An 18,211-nucleotide genomic window follows, 5' to 3' on the forward strand; every position below is an offset into this window, starting at 1 on the left:
AGCCGAACCGCTGCCTCGACGGGTCAGCGGGCCGCAACGCCTGCCCGGCACTCACCCACTGGTAATTCCTTCGCATTTCCGCCATATACACCGGAAAGACAGACGGAATGATACCCATGAGCGCAACGGTCGAATTTGTGAGGATGAACGGGCTTGGCAACAAGATCCTGGTCGTCGACATGCGCGGCCGGCCGGACAAGGTGACGCCGGCGGCGGCGGTCGCGCTCAATGCCGATCCGCAGACTGAATTCGATCAGATCATGGCGGTCCATGATCCGAAGGCCCAAGGCACCGATGCCTTCATCGATATCCTGAATTCCGATGGCTCGAAGGCGCAGGCCTGCGGCAACGGCACGCGCTGCGTGGTGCAGGCGCTTGCCGCCGAGACCGGCAGGAAGGTCTTTACCTTCCAGACGGTCGCCGGCATCCTCAACGCCGTCGAGCACGAGGACGGGACGATCTCGGTCGATATGGGCCGGCCGGTGTTCGATTGGGACAGGATTCCGCTGGCGGAAGAATTCCACGACACCAGCCGCATCGAGTTGCAGATCGGCCCGATCGACAAGCCGGTGCTGCATTCGCCCTCAGTGGTGTCGATGGGCAATCCGCATGCGATCTTCTGGGTGGACAGGGATGTGATGTCCTATGATCTCGCCCGCTTCGGACCGCTGCTCGAAAACCATCCGATGTTTCCCGAGCGCGCCAATATCACGCTGGCGCAAGTGACGTCACCGACATCGGTGACGACGCGCACCTGGGAGCGCGGCGCGGGACTGACGCTTGCCTGCGGTTCGGCTGCCTGTTCTGCTGCCGTCAGTGCTGCGCGCACCGGCCGCACCGGCCGCAAGGTGACGATCAATGTGGCAAGCGCCAAGCCGCCGGCCACGCTTTCCATCGAATGGCGCGAGCACGACGATCATGTCATCATGACCGGCCCGGCCGAATGGGAATGGTCGGGCAGGGTCGATCCTTCGACCGGTCTCTGGTCGCGCGATGGTACCCGAGAGGCGGAGGCGCAGTGAGCGGCATCGAGGTCATTACCTTCGGCTGCCGCCTCAACACATATGAATCCGAAGTGATGAAGGCGCAGGCTGAAAAGGCCGGGGTCAACAACGCCATCTTGGTCAACACCTGTGCCGTGACCGGCGAGGCCGTGCGCCAGGCCCGCCAGGCGATCCGCCGGGCACGGCGCGACAATCCGCATGCCCGCATCATCGTCACCGGCTGCGCCGCGCAGACGGAAAAGCAGACCTTCGCCGCGATGGCGGAGGTCGATGCTGTGCTCGGCAACGAGGAGAAGCTGACGAGCGCCTCCTATCGCAGCCTGCCGGATTTCGGCGTTTCGGCCGAAGAGAAGCTCCGGGTCAACGACATCATGAGCGTCGAGGCGACGGCGCCGCAGATGGTCAGGCACATCGACGGCCATGTGCGCGCCTTCATCCAGGTGCAGAATGGCTGCGACCATCGCTGCACTTTCTGCATCATTCCCTATGGCCGCGGCAATTCCCGCTCCGTACCGATGGGAGCCGTCGTCGACCAGGCCCGCAAGCTCGTCGACGGCGGTTATCGCGAGATCGTACTGACCGGCGTCGATGCCACCAGCTATGGCGGCGATCTGCCGGGCGCCCCGACGCTCGGGCTTCTGGCGAAGACGCTGCTGAAACAGATCCCCGATATCCACCGGCTCAGGCTTTCCTCGATCGACAGCATCGAGGCCGATGCCCACCTGATGGATCTCATCGCCGGAGAGCCACGTTTCATGCCGCATCTGCATCTGTCGCTGCAGCATGGCGACGACATGATCCTGAAGCGCATGAAGCGCCGGCATTTGCGCGCCGATGCGCTGCGTTTCATCGAGGATGCGCGCCGCCTCCGCCCCGAGATGAGCTTCGGCGCCGATATGATTGCCGGCTTTCCCACCGAAACCGAAGAGATGTTCGAGAATGCCGTGAGGCTGGCCGAAGAGGCTGGCATCGCTCATCTGCATGTCTTCCCCTACAGTCCGCGTCCCGGCACGCCGGCCGCCCGCATGCCGCAGCTCGACCGGTCGCTGGTCAAGGATCGCGCCGCAAGGCTGCGCGCCGCTGGACATATGCTGCATCAATCCCATCTCGATGGGATGATCGGAACCCGGCAATGGCTGCTTGTTGAAAACAACGGCCTGGCGCATACGGAGAACTTCACGCTGGTCGCGGCCCCCGGCCTTCGTCCCGGCGAACTTGTGCCGGTCACGATCACCGGCCACAATGGCAAACATCTCGACATGCAATTGACGGCTGCAGCAGCGGCCTGACTTTCACGGAATCCCCATGGCGCTCAGTTTCATCAAAAAGGTCTTCACCTTCGGCAAGCCGGCTGAAGAACCTGTGCCTGCGGCCGTGGAAAGGGAGCTGGAGCCGCGTTCGCGCGACGAAGATCTGCCGGTTGCCGACGATCCGGTGCTGGCCGAGGAAATGGATACGGCCGGCGGGCCGGCTGCCGATATTGACGACGGCGGAGTCGAAGCACCGGTTGCTGACGATGATGTCGAATCCGCAATCCTGCCCGCCGCCGACCAGTTGAGCGACATGAGTGTTGTGCCGCTCTCATTGCTGGAAGCCGAGGCGGCAGCGGAGGTGGAGGCTGAAAGCCAGACGGTCGCCGAACCCGTTACGGAAAGACCCGCTTCTGTCCCTCTGGAACATCTCCCCGACGAGGCGGGAGGTCCTCTGGAGACCGGAGCGCTAGAACAGCCGACTGACCTCGAAGAGATCGTTGAAAAGCTTCCGGAAGAGATTCCGACTGAGGATGATGCGGGGTTGGATTCGCCCTCCCAGCCAATCTCCCCACCTGTGGGGGAGATGCCCGGCAGGGCAGAGGGGGGTATCGCACCCGGCGAGCCCTCCGAAACGACCGCAGCAGAACCGGAGACCGGCTCTCCCATCCTCCCCAGGGGCTTTGCCACCGGCCCGAAGGTCGTCGAGCCGGCGCCGCTTGTTTTGCAGCCGAAACTCAGCTGGTTCCAGCGTCTGCGCAACGGCCTTGCACGCACCTCTTCGCAACTGACCGGCCAGATCACTGCGCTCTTCACCAAGCGCAAGCTCGATGACGAGACGCTGCAGGATCTCGAAGACCTGCTGATCCAGGCCGATCTCGGCGTCGAGACCGCCATGCGCGTCACCGACACGCTTTCTTCCGAGCGCTATGGCAAGGATGTCACCGGCGAGGATGTCAGCCGGATCATGGCGTCGGAAATCGCCAAGGTGCTGAAGCCGGTCGCCAAGCCGCTGCAGCTCGACCTCTCGCACAAGCCGCATGTCATCCTCGTCGTCGGCGTCAACGGCACCGGCAAGACGACGACGATCGGCAAGCTTGCGGCAAAGCTTTCCGGCGCCGGGTTGAAGGTGATGCTGGCTGCCGGCGATACGTTCCGGGCAGCGGCAATCGAGCAGCTGAAAATCTGGGCCGATCGGACAAATTCCGAATTCATCGGCACCAAGCTCGGCGCCGATGCCGCCGGCCTTGCCTATGATGCCTTCGAACAGGCAAAGGCGAAAAAATGCGACGTGCTGATCGTCGATACCGCCGGCCGCCTGCAGAACAAGGCAGAGCTGATGGCCGAGCTTGAGAAGATCGTGCGCGTGCTCGGAAAACTCGATCCCGACGCGCCGCATACCGTGCTGCAGACGCTCGATGCCACGACGGGGCAGAATGCGCTGAGCCAGGTCGAGATCTTCCGCAACGTCGCCGGCGTCAATGGGCTGATCATGACCAAGCTCGACGGCACGGCGCGTGGCGGCATTCTCGTCGCCATCTCCGCCAAGCACAAGCTGCCGGTCTATTTCATCGGTGTCGGCGAGGGCGTCGAGGACCTGGAGCCGTTCGAGGCCGAGGATTTTGCCCATGCCATTGCCGGACTTGGACAATGATGCCACAGATATGCCGCCGAAAGCCTGCAGGGCACGGCCGGAAACAGTTTCCAGGAAAACAGGTTTAAGAACGCATGAGCACCGAGAGCGATATCACCCCGTCTGCTGCCGACCGGCATCACCCGCTGCTGAAACTGGCGCTGGAACTCGGGCCGCTGATGATCTTCTTCTTCGCCAATCTGCGCGGCCAGTGGCTGGTGGAGAAATTTCCTGGTCTTTCCGAGCTGGGCGGGCCGCTGTTCGTCGCGACCGGCCTCTTCATGGCGGCGACGATCATCTCGTTGATCGTTTCGAAGATCGTGCTCGGCCATCTGCCGATCATGCCTTTTGTATCCGGGATCGTCGTCGTCATCTTCGGCTCGTTGTCGATCTGGCTGCAGAACGAGACCTTCATCAAGATGAAGCCGACGATCGTCAACGCGCTCTTCGGCGTGGCGCTGCTCGGCGGGCTGGCCTTCGGCAAGTCGTTGCTCGGCTATGTCTTCAACGCCGCCTTCCAGCTCGATGCCGAGGGCTGGCGCAAGCTCACCATCCGCTGGGGTATCTTCTTTCTCTTCCTTGCCGTGCTGAACGAAGTCGTCTGGCGCAATTTTTCCGACGGTACCTGGGTCGCCTTCAAGGTCTGGGGCACGATGCCGATCACCATTATCTTCACGCTGGCGCAGATGCCGCTGGTGCTGAAACATAGCGTCAACCTGGAAACGGAAGGCGAGAAGTGAGCGCTGTCGACGTAGAATCTCGCGTAAGACACCAGAACTTCTGGTTTGTCGCCTGCCTTGCGATCCTGGTCATTCAGATCGCCGCCGAATATATGATGGGCCGCGTGCCGATCTGCGCCTGCGGTTATGTGAAGCTGTGGGAGGGCGGGGTCAATACCAGTGGCAACTCGCAGCACCTGTCGGATTGGTACACGCCGTCACACATCATCCACGGCTTCCTGTTTTACGGCCTCGCGCATCTCATCCTGCGCGGCAAGCCGCTGGCGGCAAGGCTGCTGCTGGCGCTGGTGATTGAATCCGGCTGGGAACTGCTCGAAAACTCCCCTCTCATCATCGACCGTTACCGCACGGCGACGATCGCGCTCGATTATTACGGCGACAGCATCCTGAATTCGGCGATGGACACCGTCTTCATGTGCGTCGGCTTCTTCTTCGCGCGGCGCGCACCGGTGGCGCTCACGGTGGCGATCGCCATCTTCTTCGAGATTTTCACCGGCTACATAATCCGCGACAACCTGACGCTCAACGTTGTGATGCTGATCTGGCCGGTGGAGGCGATCAAGGTCTGGCAGGGTGGGGTGTAGGGCTTCTTTGTTCTAACAAGACCCCTCCCCAACCCCTCCCCACAAGGGGGAGGGGCTTAACAGGCGGCTCTCGTCGTGAGCCCTATTGAACATCGACTGTGCGGTTGGCTATTTGTTTGTGAGGCGGGTGCCACAACTTAGCCCCTCCCCCTTGTGGGGAGGGGTCTTTGTGGGCGCGATCGTTACGAAGCCGGCTTCCCGAGCGCCTTTTCCATCGCAGGAAAAAGCCCTTCCTTGAGGCTGATATCGTCGAAGGGTCCGACGCGCTTGTAGAGGATCGTGCCGTCAGGCGCGACCAGATAGCTTTCCGGAATGCCGTAGACACCCCAGTCGATCGCCGCCTTGCCGTTCGGATCGATGCCAATCGCCCGAAAGGGGTTGCCGAGTTCGCCGAGGAAACGCAGGGCGTTGTCGTTCTGGTCCTTGTAATTGATGGCGACGATGTTCAGCCGTCCGTCTTTTGCCAGTTCTTTCAATATCGGATGTTCGTCCCGGCAGGGGAGGCACCATGAGGCGAAGACGTTGACGAGGGTCAGCTTGCCCTTGATTGCGGCATCGGTCAGCGCCGGCAGGTTGGAGCCGTCGAGCGGCGGCAGGTTCAGCGCCGGCGCTTTGGTGCCGATCAGGGCGGAGGGAATTTCGGCGATGTTCTTGCCATGGAAATCCTGGTCGTAGAGCATCTTTGCGGCCGTGGCCGCAATGCCGCCGAAGACGACGAGCGGCAGCAGCGCCAATGCGTAACGGCTCAGCCCGCGCGGCTTGGCGACGGTGTTTTCCGGCGTGTCGTTCATTCGCCATCCCCCACACTGTCCTTAGGGCGCGCCGAACGGCGGCGAATGCCGGCAGCCTCAAGGGCGGCGAGTTCCGTGCGGCGGGCGTGGCCGTCGGCCCAGGTCCAGACCGTGACGGCGACCGTCACCAGGGCTGCAAAACCATAGGAAGCGTAGACGTAGAAGGCATGCGTCACGATTAATCCTCCCGGCTCGCCATGCGGGCGGCAAGACGGCGCTGAGCGGCAATGCGGCGGCGCCAGATCTCATTCCTCATCGCCATGATGTGCAGCGTGAAGAAGAGCAGGGTGAAGGCGATCGCCATGACGAAGAGCGGCCGCAGGAATTCCGGATCGATCGCCGGGCCGTCGAGGCGCAGCACGCTTGCCGATTGGTGCAGCGTGTTCCACCACTCGACCGAGAATTTGATGATCGGGATGTTGACGAAGCCGACGAGGATGAGCACGGCGCTGACGCGTGCGGCCTTCGACGGATCGTCGATGGCGCGGCCGAGCGCAATCAGCCCGAGATACATCAGGAAGAGAACGAAGACGGAGGTGAGCCGCGCATCCCAGACCCACCAGGTGCCCCACATCGGCTTGCCCCAGAGCGAACCGGTGACGAGTGCAAGCAGGGTAAAGGCGGCGCCGAGCGGCGCTGCGGCCTTGGCGGAAACATCGGCCAGCGGATGGCGCCAGACCAGCGTACCGATCGCCGAGAGGCTCATGATCGTATAGCACATCATCGAAAGCCAGGCCGAGGGCACATGCACATACATGATGCGCACGGTCTCGCCCTGCTGATAATCGCCTTCGGTGGCGAAGCTCAGATAGAGGCCGACCGCGAAACAGAGGGCGGTGATGCCGGCCAGCCACGGAATGGCGCGCGCCGCCAGCGCCAGAAACCGCGTCGGGTTGGCGAGATCACTGAATTTGCTGATGGCAAGGCTGGCTTCGCTCATATCCGCTTCCTTACCTTGATCCGGCTTTTCCCGCAATCGAATGGCCCATCAATCCGCTGTGTTTCGTAGCGCAAGCGCCGCAGCTGCCGGGCCGATGACGGCGAAGAAGAGTGTCAGCGCAAGGAGGATCAGAAAGGGCGGCAGGAAGGGGGCGGGATCCTCGACTGCGGCATAGGTGGCGCTGACGCCGAAGATCAGCACCGGAATGGTCAGCGGCAGCACGAGGATCGAGACCAGCAGGCCGCCGCGGGGCAACGCCACGGCAACGGCAGCACCGACGGCGCCGATGAAGGTGATGGCGGGCGAGCCGACCAGCAGCGTCAGCATGGTGGCAGCAATCGCCGTTTCGTCCATGTTCATGAAGAGGCCGAGCAGCGGCGAGGCGATGACCAGCGGCAGGCTGGTGGCCGTCCAATGGGCGAAGCATTTGACCAGCACGGTGAGGACCAGCGGCGTTTCCTGCATCAGCATCAAGTCGAGCGATCCGTCGTCGCGCTCGGCCTGGAACAGGCGGTCGAGGCCGAGAAGGGCGGCAAGCAGCGCCCCGATCCAGACGATGGCGGGGCCGATGCGCGACAGCAGCTTGAGATCGGGGCCGACGCCGAAGGGGATGACGGCGACGATGGTCAGGAAGAACAGCACGCCGATCAGCGCACCGCCGCCGGCGCGGATGGAAAGTTTCAGGTCGCGGAGGAAGAGGGCGGTCATGCGGGGCACTCGTTGCGGGGATGTGAGGAAGACCCCTCCCCAACCCCTCCCCACAAGGGGGAGGGGCTAAGCTGTGGTCCGCGCCGGTGGCCGAAAGCAAAGGTTTCGCCGGCTGTTACGGTTCTGCCGACTGCTACGATGAGGTTTGTGCGAGACAGCGCGGCACCGTAGCCCCTCCCCCTTGTGGGGAGGGGTTGGGGAGGGGTCTTGACGTCATGCGCTGACAAGCTCAACCCCATACCCCATGATCCACGCCGGCAAAGCCCGCCATCTTCAATTCCTGCGTATTCTCCAGCCCCAGCGGCTGATGCGTTGCCGCCAGCACGATGCCGCCCTTTGTCAGATGCGCCGTGATCAAATCGGCAAACAGCCGGTCGGCGCTGGCATCGAGGGCGGCGGTCGGTTCGTCGAGTATCCAGACGGGGCGGTGGGCGACGAGCAGTTTGGCGAAGGCTATCCGGCGTTGCTGGCCGGCGGAGAGATAACCGAAGGGAAGGTGAGTGATGCCGGAAAGACCGACGGCGTCAGTGGCGTCTTCGACGGAGAGGGCGGCGGCTGAGTCTGTATTGCCGAGAAAGGTGCGCCAGAAATCGAGGTTTTCTGCAACCGTAAGTTCATTCTTCATCGCATTTCGATGGCCGAGGTAGTGGCTGACCTCACCGGGATGCCTGCCTCCCGGGCTCTCTTCGCCGTGAAATATGACAGTGCCTTTTTCCGGCCTGAGGAGGCCGGCGACGACACGAAGCAAAGTGGACTTTCCCGATCCATTTTTTCCCGTCAGCACAAGCGCCTCGCCGGCTGCCAAGTGAAAGGAAATGTTAACGAAAATGAGATCCTCACCGCGCCTTGCAGCCAGATTGTCGGCGGTGAGATGCATGCGTCGGCTCTTTCTTGGTTTCGGCTTGCGGCGGGGTCAAAAAATGTCCGATTTTGACTGTGCTCGGGTATGGCAAGTTTTTAGGAAATTATCTATAAGACCTGCAACCACGCCAGCGGTCGGCGTGAATTTCATCCTTGCGCCGAACTTGGAGCGTCTGTTCCACGTGCGGACAGCGGAAATGGCCGTACCCGCATCCTGATGTGCATTAAGTGCATAGGCGTTCGCACGACTGTGTTGGCTATCAGAAACGGGGTATCTCGTGTCTAAATCTCTTGACAGTTTCAATTGTCGTTCCACGCTTTCCGTGAACGGGAAGGACTATGTCTATTACAGCCTGCCCAAGGCTGAGGCAAACGGTCTGGCCGGCGTGTCGAAGCTTCCCTATTCGATGAAGGTGCTGCTCGAAAACCTGTTGCGCTTCGAGGACGGCCAGTCGGTTACCAAGGAGCACATCCTGGCCGTTGCCGAATGGCTGAACAACAAGGGTGCGGTCGAAAACGAAATCGCCTATCGCCCGGCGCGCGTGCTGATGCAGGACTTCACAGGCGTTCCCGCCGTCGTCGATCTTGCCGCGATGCGCGACGCGATGGTGTCGCTCGGCGGCGATCCCGAGAAGATCAACCCGCTCGTTCCCGTCGATCTCGTCATCGACCACTCCGTCATCGTCGACGAATTCGGCACGCCGCAGGCTTTCGCCAAGAATGTCGAGCTGGAATACCAGCGCAACGGCGAGCGCTACCGCTTCCTGAAGTGGGGCCAGCAGGCCTTCAAGAATTTCCGCGTCGTGCCTCCCGGCACCGGCATCTGTCATCAGGTCAATCTCGAATATCTCGGCCAGACCGTCTGGACCAAGGAAGAGGACGGCGAGACGATCGCCTATCCCGATACCTGCGTCGGCACCGACAGCCACACGACGATGATCAACGGTCTCGGCGTTCTCGGCTGGGGTGTGGGCGGTATCGAAGCGGAAGCTGCGATGCTCGGCCAGCCGGTCTCGATGCTGCTGCCCGAAGTCATCGGCTTCAAGCTGACCGGCAAGCTCAAGGAAGGCGTCACGGCGACCGACCTCGTTCTCACCGTCGTGCAGATGCTGCGCAAGAAGGGCGTCGTTTCGAAGTTCGTCGAATTCTTCGGCCCCGGTATGGATAACATGCCGCTCGCCGACCGCGCGACGATCGGCAACATGGGTCCGGAATATGGCGCCACCTGCGGCTTCTTCCCGGTCGACGGCGAAACCATCAACTATCTCACCATGTCCGGCCGCACGCATGACCGGATCGCCCTCGTCGAAGCCTATTCGAAGGCGCAAGGCATGTGGCGTGAGGGCGACGGCTCCGAGCTCGTCTTCACCGATACGCTGGAACTCGATCTTAGCGACGTCGTGCCGTCGATGGCCGGCCCGAAGCGTCCGGAAGGCCGCATTTCGCTCGAGAACATCGCGACCGGTTTTGCCGGCTCCATGGATGCCGACTACAAGAAGCCCGGCCAGTTGAACAATCGTTATGCCGTTGAAGGCACCGACTTCGATCTCGGCCACGGCGACGTGGCGATCGCTGCCATCACGTCGTGCACCAACACCTCCAACCCGTCAGTGCTGATCGCCGCCGGCCTTCTTGCCCGCAACGCCGTTGCCAAGGGCCTGAAGACGAAGCCGTGGGTGAAGACCTCGCTGGCACCGGGATCGCAGGTCGTCGGCGAATATCTCGCCAAATCGGGCCTGCAGGCCGATCTCGACAAACTCGGCTTCAACCTCGTCGGCTTCGGCTGCACCACCTGCATCGGCAATTCCGGCCCGCTGCCGGCACCGATCTCGAAGACGATCAACGACAAGGGCCTTATCGTTTCCGGCGTTCTCTCCGGCAACCGTAACTTCGAAGGCCGCATCTCGCCCGACGTGCAGGCGAACTACCTCGCATCTCCGCCGCTCGTCGTCGCTTATGCGCTTGCCGGTACGGTGCAGATGGATCTGACCAAGGAGCCGATCGGCGAGGACCAGAGCGGCAATCCGGTCTATCTCAAGGACATCTGGCCGACCTCGAAGGAAGTCCAGGAATTCATCCTGAAATACGTGACCCGCGAACTCTACGAAAGCAAATATGCCGATGTCTTCAAGGGGGACGTCAACTGGCAGGCCGTCCAGGTCCCGCCGGGTCAGACCTATGCCTGGGACGACAATTCGACCTATGTGCAGAACCCGCCCTACTTCGTTGGCATGGGCAAGAAGGGCACCGGCGTCTCCGATATCAAGGGCGCCCGCGTTCTCGGCCTGTTCGGCGACAAGATCACCACCGACCACATCTCGCCGGCCGGTTCGATCAAGGCGGCATCGCCGGCCGGCGCCTACCTCATCGGCCATGACGTCGCCGTTGCCGACTTCAACCAGTACGGCACGCGCCGCGGCAACCATGAAGTGATGATGCGCGGCACCTTCGCCAATATCCGCATCCGCAACCACATGCTCGGCCCGAACGGCAAGGAAGGCGGCTACACCATCCACTACCCTTCGAAGGAAGAGACCTCGATCTACGACGCCGCGATGCAGTACAAGCAGGAAGGCGTGCCGCTCGTCATCTTCGCCGGTGTCGAATACGGCAACGGCTCCTCGCGCGACTGGGCTGCCAAGGGCACCAACCTGCTCGGCGTCAAGGCGGTGATCGCCCAGTCCTTCGAGCGCATCCATCGCTCGAACTTGGTCGGCATGGGCATCATCCCCTTCGTCTTCGAAGAGGGCACGACCTGGCAGAGCCTCGGCCTCAAGGGCGATGAACTCGTCACCATCGAAGGCCTCGAAAAGATCAAGCCGCGCGAGAAGAAGATCGCCAGGATCACCTATGGCGACGGCACCGTGAAGGAGGTTCCGCTGCTGTCGCGCGTCGATACGCTCGACGAGGTGATCTATCTCAACAATGGCGGCATCCTGCAGACGGTTCTGCGCGATCTCGCTGCCTGATTTTTAAGAAACTCGCATGATAATGGCCGCCGGAGAGCAGTTTCCGGCGGCTTTTTCTTTGCGGCGGCAGTATTCAAACGGCACTCACGATGATTTGTTTTGCGCAAGTTCCTGTCGAGCTTCGTCTCACCCGTTCGTGACTTTTCGTTTGGACCCGGAAGGATTATTCGTACGTTCATATGTCAGGGCCGCCGGTTCAAACATGCCGTCGGCGCTGAAAAAGAGGTGCAGGTGAATGTCCCCCCGTTTTTTGCTTCCGCTAATCGCCGGCGTTGTTCTCTCAGGCCCGCTGCAGGCCGAAGACGGCACGCCGAAAGGTGTCGTCGAACTCTTCACGTCGCAGGGCTGCTCCTCCTGTCCTCCCGCTGATGCCGCTTTTCGCAAGCTGGTGAACCAGGGCGATGTCATCGCGCTCGCCTATCATGTCGATTACTGGAACTATCTCGGCTGGGCCGATACGTTGAGCTCCAAGGAAAATACCGAGCGGCAGTATGGTTATGCCAAGACGATGGGCCGCAGCAACGTCTACACGCCGCAAGCCATCGTCAACGGACGCGACCATTTGGCCGGCGCCGATCTGAATGGCATCAACAGCAAGATCGATACCTATAGCAGCGAGGGCAATGGGCTGACCGTTCCAATCAGCGCCGCGATGCGCGGCGACGAGCTGGAGATCAAGATCGGCGCGGGACAGGGCAAAGCCAATGTCGTGATGGTCTATTTCGATAAGGAAAAGACGATCGACGTCGAAAAAGGCGAGAACAGCGGCAAGAAGATTTCTTATCTGCACAGCGTCACCAATGTCGAAACCGTCGGCATGTGGGACGGCAAGGCAACCAGCCTGACGCTGCCTGCCAGCGTCCTGCAGCGGCCGCAGCTCGAGGGCTGCGCCATCCTGCTGCAATCGGCGACCGCAGACGGCGATCCGGCTGCGATCCTTGGCGCGACCGTAGTGATGGCTGGTAAAAATATCTGACACTTCGTCCGGTTACGGACGAAGTTCCGGGCGGCCCGGCCGAGCGTATTCGGGGCTGGGGTTAAGGTCGATACGCTCCGCCGGGCCCTTTGGCGCGCTGGCGCCAAACCGGAATTCATAAATCTCCTGCAAATGAGGCGCTGTTTTGACTGAAATGCGGCGCTGCAGAGAAAGCGTTGACCTGTCCAGCGCATCATGCTTTCCGAAATCGAACGCAACTTTCGGAAGGCATGATGCACTGACTCAAAGTGCTACAGCGTCCTTGCGCGAGAGACGTGCGGTGTTGTCGTGCGGCTGAATGTGACGGCTGGCACTCTTGCAATTTGCGGCGGCTCGGGCAAACTGTCACCCTCCTGTCACAAGCGGAGGCCTCGGGAGACTGATGACAGATCAGCCGGATTTGCGACACGGCGAGAGCCGCTCCGTCGACAATAGTTCCTCAGTCGTCGTCGATCTCAGGGAATACAAACAAAGCAAGGACCCGCTTCCGGTGACCTTCCACCGGCGCGAACTGGACGCGATCCTCTGGATCTACGGCCGGATGGTCGGTGATGGTGAATGGCGCGACTACGCCATCGATCACCTGAAGGACAGGGCCGTCTTTTCCGTTTTCAAGCGTTCCGGCGAAATGCCGCTCTTCCGCATCGAGAAAAACCCGAAGCTTGCCGCCAAGCAGGGCGCCTATTCCGTAATCAGCGTCAACGGCACGATCCTGAAGCGCGGTCACGAGCTGAACCAAGTGCTGAAGGTCTTCGACAAGGCCCTGAAGCTCGTCGACAATTAAAGCGCGTCGCGCTTTAAGTCTTTGATTTATGCATGTCGTTATCCCAAAACCGTTGCACACTTTTGGGCGACATGCATTAAGCCATATCAGCCGTTAAACAGCGTGCCGGGATAGACGGACGGGTCCGGATCGGTGCTCATGCCTTCGCCGAGCGCGCGCTGCATGAACATCGTATCCAGCCAGCGGCCGTGTTTATAGCCGGTGCCCTTCATCAGGCCGACCTCCGCGAAGCCGGCCGCGCGATGGAGCGCGATCGATGCGGGGCTGGCGCCGCCGATGACGGCAGCCATCTGCCGAAAGCCGAGGGTGGTGCAGCGGATGATCAGTTCGGCGAGCAGCGCCTTGCCGATGCCCCGGCCGCGGGCCTCAGGCGCCAGATAAATCGAGTCCTCGACCAGCCAGCGATAGGCGGGACGCGCGCGAAACGCCGAGGCGTAGGCGTAGCCGAGAAGCGTCCCGTCCGTGCCGATGGCTGCAATATAGGGATATTGCTGGCCGACGATCGCCGAAAAACGCACTGCCATCTCGGCCTCGGAGGGCGGGACGATCTCATAGCTCGCGACGCCGTTCAGGACCGATTCGCGATAGATATCGGCAATGGCGGGGATATCGGCATTCGAAGCATCGCGCAGGAGGAAGGACATTTCAGCAGCATATCCATAAGGGCGGCAAGGGCTTTCTAAAACCATCCCGTGAAAGCCTGCGCAACAAAAAAGGCGGCCGAAGCCGCCTTTTCGATCTCACTCGGTCCTGCTTATTTACGGTTGCCCATGAACTGCAGCAGGAACATGAAGAGGTTGATGAAGTCGAGATAGAGCGTCAGCGCACCCATGATCGCCTTGCGGCCGGCGACGGCGACGTCATCGGCTTCCAGGTACAATTCCTTGATCCGCTGCGTATCGTAGGCGGTGAGGCCTGCGAAGATCAGCACGCCGAGTACCGAGATCGCGAACTGTACGGCGGACGACGCCAGGAAGATGTTGACCAGCGAAGCGATGATCAGGCCGAAAAGACCCATCATCAGGAACGAGCCCATCGCCGACAGGTCACGCTTCGTCGTGTAGCCGTAAAGCGACAGCGCGCCGAAGGAGGCGGCGGTGACGAAGAAGGTCTGAACGACGCTCTGGCCCGTGTAGATCAGGAAGATCGACGAGAGCGACAGGCCGACGAGCGCGGCGTAGACCGCAAAGGTCGTCTGCGCGGCGGCCACCGTCATGCTATGGATCCGGAAGCTCAGGAAGAACACCAGAGCCAGCGGCGCCAGAATGACCACCCACTTCAGTGGGCTCACATAGATCGCCTGACCGAAAGCGGTCAGCTCACCATTGGCGAAGGCGAATTGGAACGACAGATATGCGGCCACGCCGGTGATCGCCAGACCCAGCGCCATCAGATTGTAGACCTTGAGCATATAAGCGCGCAGGCCTTGATCAATCATCTCGCCGGTCTGAGCGCGGCTTTGATAGTTACGAAGATCAGCCATAGTTTCCTCTTACAAGCTCCGAGGGAAATACGGTGTCGGGGTTTTCGACCCGGGCGCCGCTGCGGAGCTCCAGCATGCCTGCGGATAATATGAGGCTTTCGCCCTTTGCAAACAAGAGGCTTGCATAGGCTCGGTCGGTTAAATCGCCGTAAGGTGAAGGGTTTGGGTGCCGTTGCCCGGTCAAAGCTCGCGCAAGACGGGGGCTGCCTTCTGTCCGAGGATGCGCCAGGTGCCGATGAGGCCGATGCCGACGGTCAGGACGAGCGCGGTCACCAGCGTCAGTCCCGCCACGTCGGGCAGAAAGGCCGAGGGCAGACGCATGATGCGGGCGACGATGAACCAAGCGGCGGCGCTGCCGGCGATCAGCGCGAAGATCGCAGTCGCGAGGCCGAGGATCAGATATTCGTAGCTGAAGGCGCGGATCAGCATGGCGCGCGTGGCACCGAGCATCTTCAGCACCACCGCGTCGTGGGTGCGCGCCCGGTTTCCGGCGGCAAGCGCGCCGGCAAGGACGAGGATCGAGGCGATCAGGGCGACCGAGGCCGCAGCGCGGATTGCGGTCGCCAGCTGTGCGACCAGCTGGTTGACGATATCGATCGCGTCCTTGACGCGCACACTGGTGATCGTCGGATAGGTGTTGGTGACCGATTTCAGGATCGCCGCATCTTCGGCCGGTGTCGAGGAGGGATCGGTCAGCGTCGCCAGCCACGCATGCGGGGCGCCGCGGAAGGTATTCGGCGAGAAAACCATGACGAAATTGATCGACAGTGATTCCCACTCGACGCGGCGCAGATTGGCGATCTTCGCCGTGATGTTGCGGCCGAGCACGTTGACGGTCACCTTATCGCCGAGCTTGAGGCCGAGTTCATGCGCCTCTTCCGAGGAGAAGGAGACGAGCGGCTCGCCGCTGTAATCCTTGTCCCACCATTTGCCTTCGGTGAGGGCGGCGTTCTCCGGCAGGGTTTCGGCATAGGTGATGCCGCGATCGCCGTTCAGCACCCAGCGGCCGGCCGCCGGCACGTTCATCTTGGTGACGTCCTCGCCGTTGAAGGCGATGATCCGGCCGCGCAGCATCGGCACTTCGACGAGTTTGCCCTTCGGTGCCTGGCCTTGGACGAGATCGCGGAAGGCGCCGACCTCGACGCTCTGGATATCGACGAAGAAGAAGTTCGGCGCACCCTCGTTCATGCGGCCGGTCAGCTGCTGGCGCAGGTTCCCGTCGATCAGGGTCAGCGTCACCAGCAATGCCAGGCCAAGGCCGAGCGAGAGCACGACTGAGGGCGTCAGTGCGCCGGGACGATGGATGTTGCCGATCGCAAGCCGCAGCGCCGGCGAATTGACGCGTGGGCTGCGGCGCGCGAGCCAGGCAATCAGCGCGGCGACCAGGCGCAGGACGACGAAGGCGAAGACGATCGCCCCGACGAAGACGACGGCGATAAAGCGGTCATAGGCGGTGAGAATGGCAAGCCCGGCAAGGCCGGCCATGAACAGGGCGGCAAGCAGGATGTAGGGCCAGGAGGGCAGGCGGCGGGCTTCGAAGCCCTGCTCGCGGAAGAGTGCCGTCGCCGGCACTTCGCGGGCATGGCCGAGCGGCAGGATGGCGAAGGCGAGCGTCGTCAGAATGCCGAAGAGCGTGGCGAGCAGCAGCGCGCCGGGATAGAGGGCCGGCGCCGTCGAGACCGGCAGGAATTGCGCCAGGAACTGCGCGGCAAGCACCGGCGACAGGGCGCCGATGACGAGGCCGATCAGGATGCCGCCGAGAGCGATGATGGCGATCTGGAAGAGATAGATCAGAACGACGACCTGCGCCGGCGCGCCGAGACATTTGAAGGTGGCGATGGTGGTGCGTTTGGAATCGAGGAAGGCGCGCACGGCATTGGCGACACCGACGCCACCGACGATCAGCGCCGTGAGGCCGACCAGCGTCAGGAACTGCGAGAAGCGGGTGATGTTTTCGGTGAGCGAGGGCGCGGCGCGGTCGCTTGTGCGGATCGCCCAGCCGGCGGAGGGGAACTCCTTGGAGGCGCGCGCCTGGATGCCCGACATCGCGCCCTTGTCGTCCAGCCGGATCTTGTAGGCATGCTCGACCAGGCTCCCAGTCTGGATCAGCCCGGAGGCTTGGAGCGCCTGGCGGCTGACGAGCAGACGCGGCGCAAAGCCAAAACCTTCCGACAGCGCATCCGGCTCGGTTTTCACCGTACCGGTTATGCTGAGCTTGACGTTGCCGAGCAGCAATTCGTCGCCGACCGCAAGCCCAAGCCGATCGAGAAGGAGGGGCGCTGCGACCGCGCCATAGGTGCCGCCTTGGCCCGAAAGCAGTCTCGCAAGCGGATAGTCCGGCTCGGCCACGAACTTGCCGTAGAGCGGGTAGGCGTCGTCGACGGCCTTGACCTCGACCAGCGCCTGATCGGAACCGTCAGGCTTGCGGGCCATCGAGCGCAGGCCTGTCGACACCGAAACGGTCCCGAGGCCTTCGAGGAAACCTATTTCCCGAGGCGTGGCTTCCCGGTTGTTGAGTTCGAAGCGGACGTCGCCGGCCAGCAGTCCCTGCCCCTGCGAGGCAATCGTGTCGGTGATCGACTGCGAAACGGAATTGACGGCGGCAATCGCGCCGGTGCCGAGCGCAATGCAGGCAAGGAAGATGTAGAAGCCGCGGATGCCGCCGCGCAGCTCGCGCAGCGCCAAGCGAAAAGCCAGCGAGACACGTGGCGTGATGATCCTCATGCGATCGCCGCTTCGCTGCGGCGGGCAGCGCTGTCGCCTTCGATCCGGCCGGAGCGGACGCGAATCTGGCGCGAGCAGCGGTTTGCAAGCGAGACGTCATGGGTGACGAGAAGCAGGGTCGTGCCACGCTCCGCCTGCTTGGAGAACAGAAGATCGGCGATCTGGCGGCCGGTCTCGGTGTCGAGATTGCCCGTCGGCTCGTCGGCGATCAGCAGGGCGGGCGAGGGGGCGAGCGCCCTGGCGATCGCCACGCGCTGCTGTTCGCCGCCGGAAAGCTGGCCGGGATAGTGGTTCAGCCGTTCGCCGAGGCCGACCGATTTCAGCTCGCGATGGGCGATCTCGAAGGCGTTGCCGACATTGGCGAGCTCGAGCGGCACGGCGACGTTTTCCAGCGCCGTCATGTTGGCGATCAGGTGGAAGGATTGGAAGACGATGCCGATGTTGCGGCCGCGGAAATCGGCGACCTGGTCCTCGCTGAGGCTATGGAGCGGCGTATCGTTGATGTTGATCTCACCGCTGTCGAGTTTCTCCAGCCCGGCAAGCACCATCAGCAGGGTGGATTTGCCGGAACCGGAAGGGCCTACGATGCCGACGGATTCGCCGGCCGCGATATCGAGATCAATGCCCTTCAGCACATGGACGGAAGCGGCTGCGCTGCCAAGGGTCAGATCGGCGCTCTTCAACTCGATAATGGTTTTTGCCAACAGGAATCGCCCTATATAAAGTTCGTAATCGAATGGCCGCATGACAGCACTTCGCCAATC

General features: G+C 62.1%; 17 protein-coding genes. 8 read left to right on the plus strand and 9 right to left on the minus strand.

The annotated features are described in order from the left end of the window. Positions 1-116 precede the first annotated feature (116 nt). The 5 genes from dapF to RWJ89_RS19130 all read left to right on the plus strand — a co-directional run bounded on the left by dapF (position 117) and on the right by RWJ89_RS19130 (position 5,211). Entirely contained in the window at positions 117-1,022 is a 906-nt protein-coding gene (gene dapF / locus RWJ89_RS19110) for a diaminopimelate epimerase (protein WP_316031258.1), read from the plus strand. Next, positions 1,019-2,293 (plus strand): tRNA (N(6)-L-threonylcarbamoyladenosine(37)-C(2))-methylthiotransferase MtaB, encoded by a 1,275-nt coding sequence (gene mtaB, locus RWJ89_RS19115; RefSeq protein WP_222061696.1) that lies wholly within the window; start codon positions 1,019-1,021, stop codon positions 2,291-2,293. Before dapF ends, mtaB begins: the two co-directional genes overlap by 4 nt. Positions 2,294-2,309: 16 nt before the next feature. Then, the gene (ftsY, locus tag RWJ89_RS19120; protein ID WP_316031259.1) at positions 2,310-3,908 is read left to right on the plus strand and encodes a signal recognition particle-docking protein FtsY; all 1,599 of its coding nucleotides are present in this window, start codon (positions 2,310-2,312) and stop codon (positions 3,906-3,908) included. A 74-nt stretch (positions 3,909-3,982) separates the two neighbouring features. Next, a complete protein-coding gene (locus tag RWJ89_RS19125; protein WP_168283329.1) occupies positions 3,983-4,627 on the plus strand; it encodes a septation protein A in 645 nt (214 codons plus the stop codon). After that, the gene (locus RWJ89_RS19130; RefSeq protein WP_168283330.1) at positions 4,624-5,211 is read left to right on the plus strand and encodes a DUF2585 domain-containing protein; all 588 of its coding nucleotides are present in this window, start codon (positions 4,624-4,626) and stop codon (positions 5,209-5,211) included. The genes RWJ89_RS19125 and RWJ89_RS19130 overlap by 4 nt, the downstream gene beginning before the upstream one ends. A 182-nt stretch (positions 5,212-5,393) precedes the next feature. On the opposite strand, the gene RWJ89_RS19135 is transcribed toward RWJ89_RS19130, so the two are convergent. The 5 genes from RWJ89_RS19135 to ccmA form a co-directional block, all read right to left on the minus strand. Further along, complete coding sequence (locus tag RWJ89_RS19135) at positions 5,394-6,002, minus strand: DsbE family thiol:disulfide interchange protein (RefSeq protein ID WP_168283331.1); 609 nt, start codon at positions 6,000-6,002, stop codon at positions 5,394-5,396. After that, a complete protein-coding gene (gene ccmD / locus RWJ89_RS19140) occupies positions 5,999-6,178 on the minus strand; it encodes a heme exporter protein CcmD (protein ID WP_168321247.1) in 180 nt (59 codons plus the stop codon). Before ccmD ends, RWJ89_RS19135 begins: the two co-directional genes overlap by 4 nt. A 2-nt stretch (positions 6,179-6,180) precedes the next feature. After that, complete coding sequence (locus tag RWJ89_RS19145) at positions 6,181-6,942, minus strand: heme ABC transporter permease (protein WP_168255943.1); 762 nt, start codon at positions 6,940-6,942, stop codon at positions 6,181-6,183. A 48-nt stretch (positions 6,943-6,990) separates the two neighbouring features. After that, a complete protein-coding gene (ccmB, locus tag RWJ89_RS19150) occupies positions 6,991-7,650 on the minus strand; it encodes a heme exporter protein CcmB (protein ID WP_168255942.1) in 660 nt (219 codons plus the stop codon). Positions 7,651-7,879: 229 nt separating this feature from the next. Beyond that, positions 7,880-8,527, minus strand: coding sequence for a heme ABC exporter ATP-binding protein CcmA (gene ccmA / locus RWJ89_RS19155; RefSeq protein WP_168283333.1), 648 nt, complete (start codon positions 8,525-8,527; stop codon positions 7,880-7,882). A 262-nt stretch (positions 8,528-8,789) separates the two neighbouring features. On the opposite strand from ccmA, the gene acnA reads away from it, so the two are divergent. From acnA to RWJ89_RS19170, 3 genes are all read left to right on the plus strand, one after another. Further along, on the plus strand, positions 8,790-11,480 hold the full coding sequence (gene acnA, locus RWJ89_RS19160; RefSeq protein WP_131663167.1) for an aconitate hydratase AcnA: 2,691 nt from the start codon (positions 8,790-8,792) through the stop codon (positions 11,478-11,480). A 235-nt stretch (positions 11,481-11,715) separates the two neighbouring features. After that, positions 11,716-12,456 (plus strand): DUF1223 domain-containing protein, encoded by a 741-nt coding sequence (locus tag RWJ89_RS19165; protein WP_168346069.1) that lies wholly within the window; start codon positions 11,716-11,718, stop codon positions 12,454-12,456. Between the two features lie 382 nt (positions 12,457-12,838). Next, the gene (locus tag RWJ89_RS19170; RefSeq protein ID WP_131663168.1) at positions 12,839-13,240 is read left to right on the plus strand and encodes a DUF2794 domain-containing protein; all 402 of its coding nucleotides are present in this window, start codon (positions 12,839-12,841) and stop codon (positions 13,238-13,240) included. A gap of 86 nt (positions 13,241-13,326) precedes the next feature. Here RWJ89_RS19170 and RWJ89_RS19175 read toward each other — a convergent pair whose 3' ends face one another. The 4 genes from RWJ89_RS19175 to RWJ89_RS19190 form a co-directional block, all read right to left on the minus strand. Beyond that, the gene (locus RWJ89_RS19175; protein WP_222009775.1) at positions 13,327-13,884 is read right to left on the minus strand and encodes a GNAT family N-acetyltransferase; all 558 of its coding nucleotides are present in this window, start codon (positions 13,882-13,884) and stop codon (positions 13,327-13,329) included. Positions 13,885-13,994: 110 nt separating this feature from the next. After that, positions 13,995-14,723 carry a Bax inhibitor-1/YccA family protein gene (locus tag RWJ89_RS19180; protein ID WP_077977876.1) on the minus strand — a complete coding sequence of 243 codons (729 nt, stop codon included), beginning with the start codon at positions 14,721-14,723 and terminating at the stop codon, positions 13,995-13,997. Positions 14,724-14,903: 180 nt separating this feature from the next. Next, positions 14,904-17,447, minus strand: a complete 2,544-nt coding sequence (locus RWJ89_RS19185) for an ABC transporter permease (protein ID WP_316031260.1) — start codon at positions 17,445-17,447, stop codon at positions 14,904-14,906. Continuing rightward, a complete protein-coding gene (locus tag RWJ89_RS19190) occupies positions 17,444-18,151 on the minus strand; it encodes an ABC transporter ATP-binding protein (protein ID WP_026265496.1) in 708 nt (235 codons plus the stop codon). The genes RWJ89_RS19185 and RWJ89_RS19190 overlap by 4 nt, the downstream gene beginning before the upstream one ends. Positions 18,152-18,211 lie beyond the last annotated feature (60 nt).

Origin of the sequence: Rhizobium sp. 10PS4 (assembly GCF_032464805.1) — a bacterium.
Classification (GTDB): Bacteria; Pseudomonadota; Alphaproteobacteria; order Rhizobiales; family Rhizobiaceae; genus Rhizobium; species Rhizobium laguerreae.

Bases quoted from the DNA above. Each gene is read 5' to 3' on its own strand.
- RWJ89_RS19165 (WP_168346069.1), top strand. From the start codon at position 11,716: ATGTCCCCCCGTTTTTTGCTTCCGCTAATCGCCGGCGTTGTTCTCTCA.
- RWJ89_RS19180 (WP_077977876.1), bottom strand. From the start codon at position 14,723: ATGGCTGATCTTCGTAACTATCAAAGCCGCGCTCAGACCGGCGAGATG.
- RWJ89_RS19170 (WP_131663168.1), top strand. From the start codon at position 12,839: ATGACAGATCAGCCGGATTTGCGACACGGCGAGAGCCGCTCCGTCGAC.
- RWJ89_RS19185 (WP_316031260.1), bottom strand. From the start codon at position 17,447: ATGAGGATCATCACGCCACGTGTCTCGCTGGCTTTTCGCTTGGCGCTG.
- RWJ89_RS19145 (WP_168255943.1), bottom strand. From the start codon at position 6,942: ATGAGCGAAGCCAGCCTTGCCATCAGCAAATTCAGTGATCTCGCCAAC.
- RWJ89_RS19135 (WP_168283331.1), bottom strand. From the start codon at position 6,002: ATGAACGACACGCCGGAAAACACCGTCGCCAAGCCGCGCGGGCTGAGC.
- ccmA (WP_168283333.1), bottom strand. From the start codon at position 8,527: ATGCATCTCACCGCCGACAATCTGGCTGCAAGGCGCGGTGAGGATCTC.
- RWJ89_RS19175 (WP_222009775.1), bottom strand. From the start codon at position 13,884: ATGTCCTTCCTCCTGCGCGATGCTTCGAATGCCGATATCCCCGCCATT.
- RWJ89_RS19125 (WP_168283329.1), top strand. From the start codon at position 3,983: ATGAGCACCGAGAGCGATATCACCCCGTCTGCTGCCGACCGGCATCAC.
- ftsY (WP_316031259.1), top strand. From the start codon at position 2,310: ATGGCGCTCAGTTTCATCAAAAAGGTCTTCACCTTCGGCAAGCCGGCT.
- ccmB (WP_168255942.1), bottom strand. From the start codon at position 7,650: ATGACCGCCCTCTTCCTCCGCGACCTGAAACTTTCCATCCGCGCCGGC.
- dapF (WP_316031258.1), top strand. From the start codon at position 117: ATGAGCGCAACGGTCGAATTTGTGAGGATGAACGGGCTTGGCAACAAG.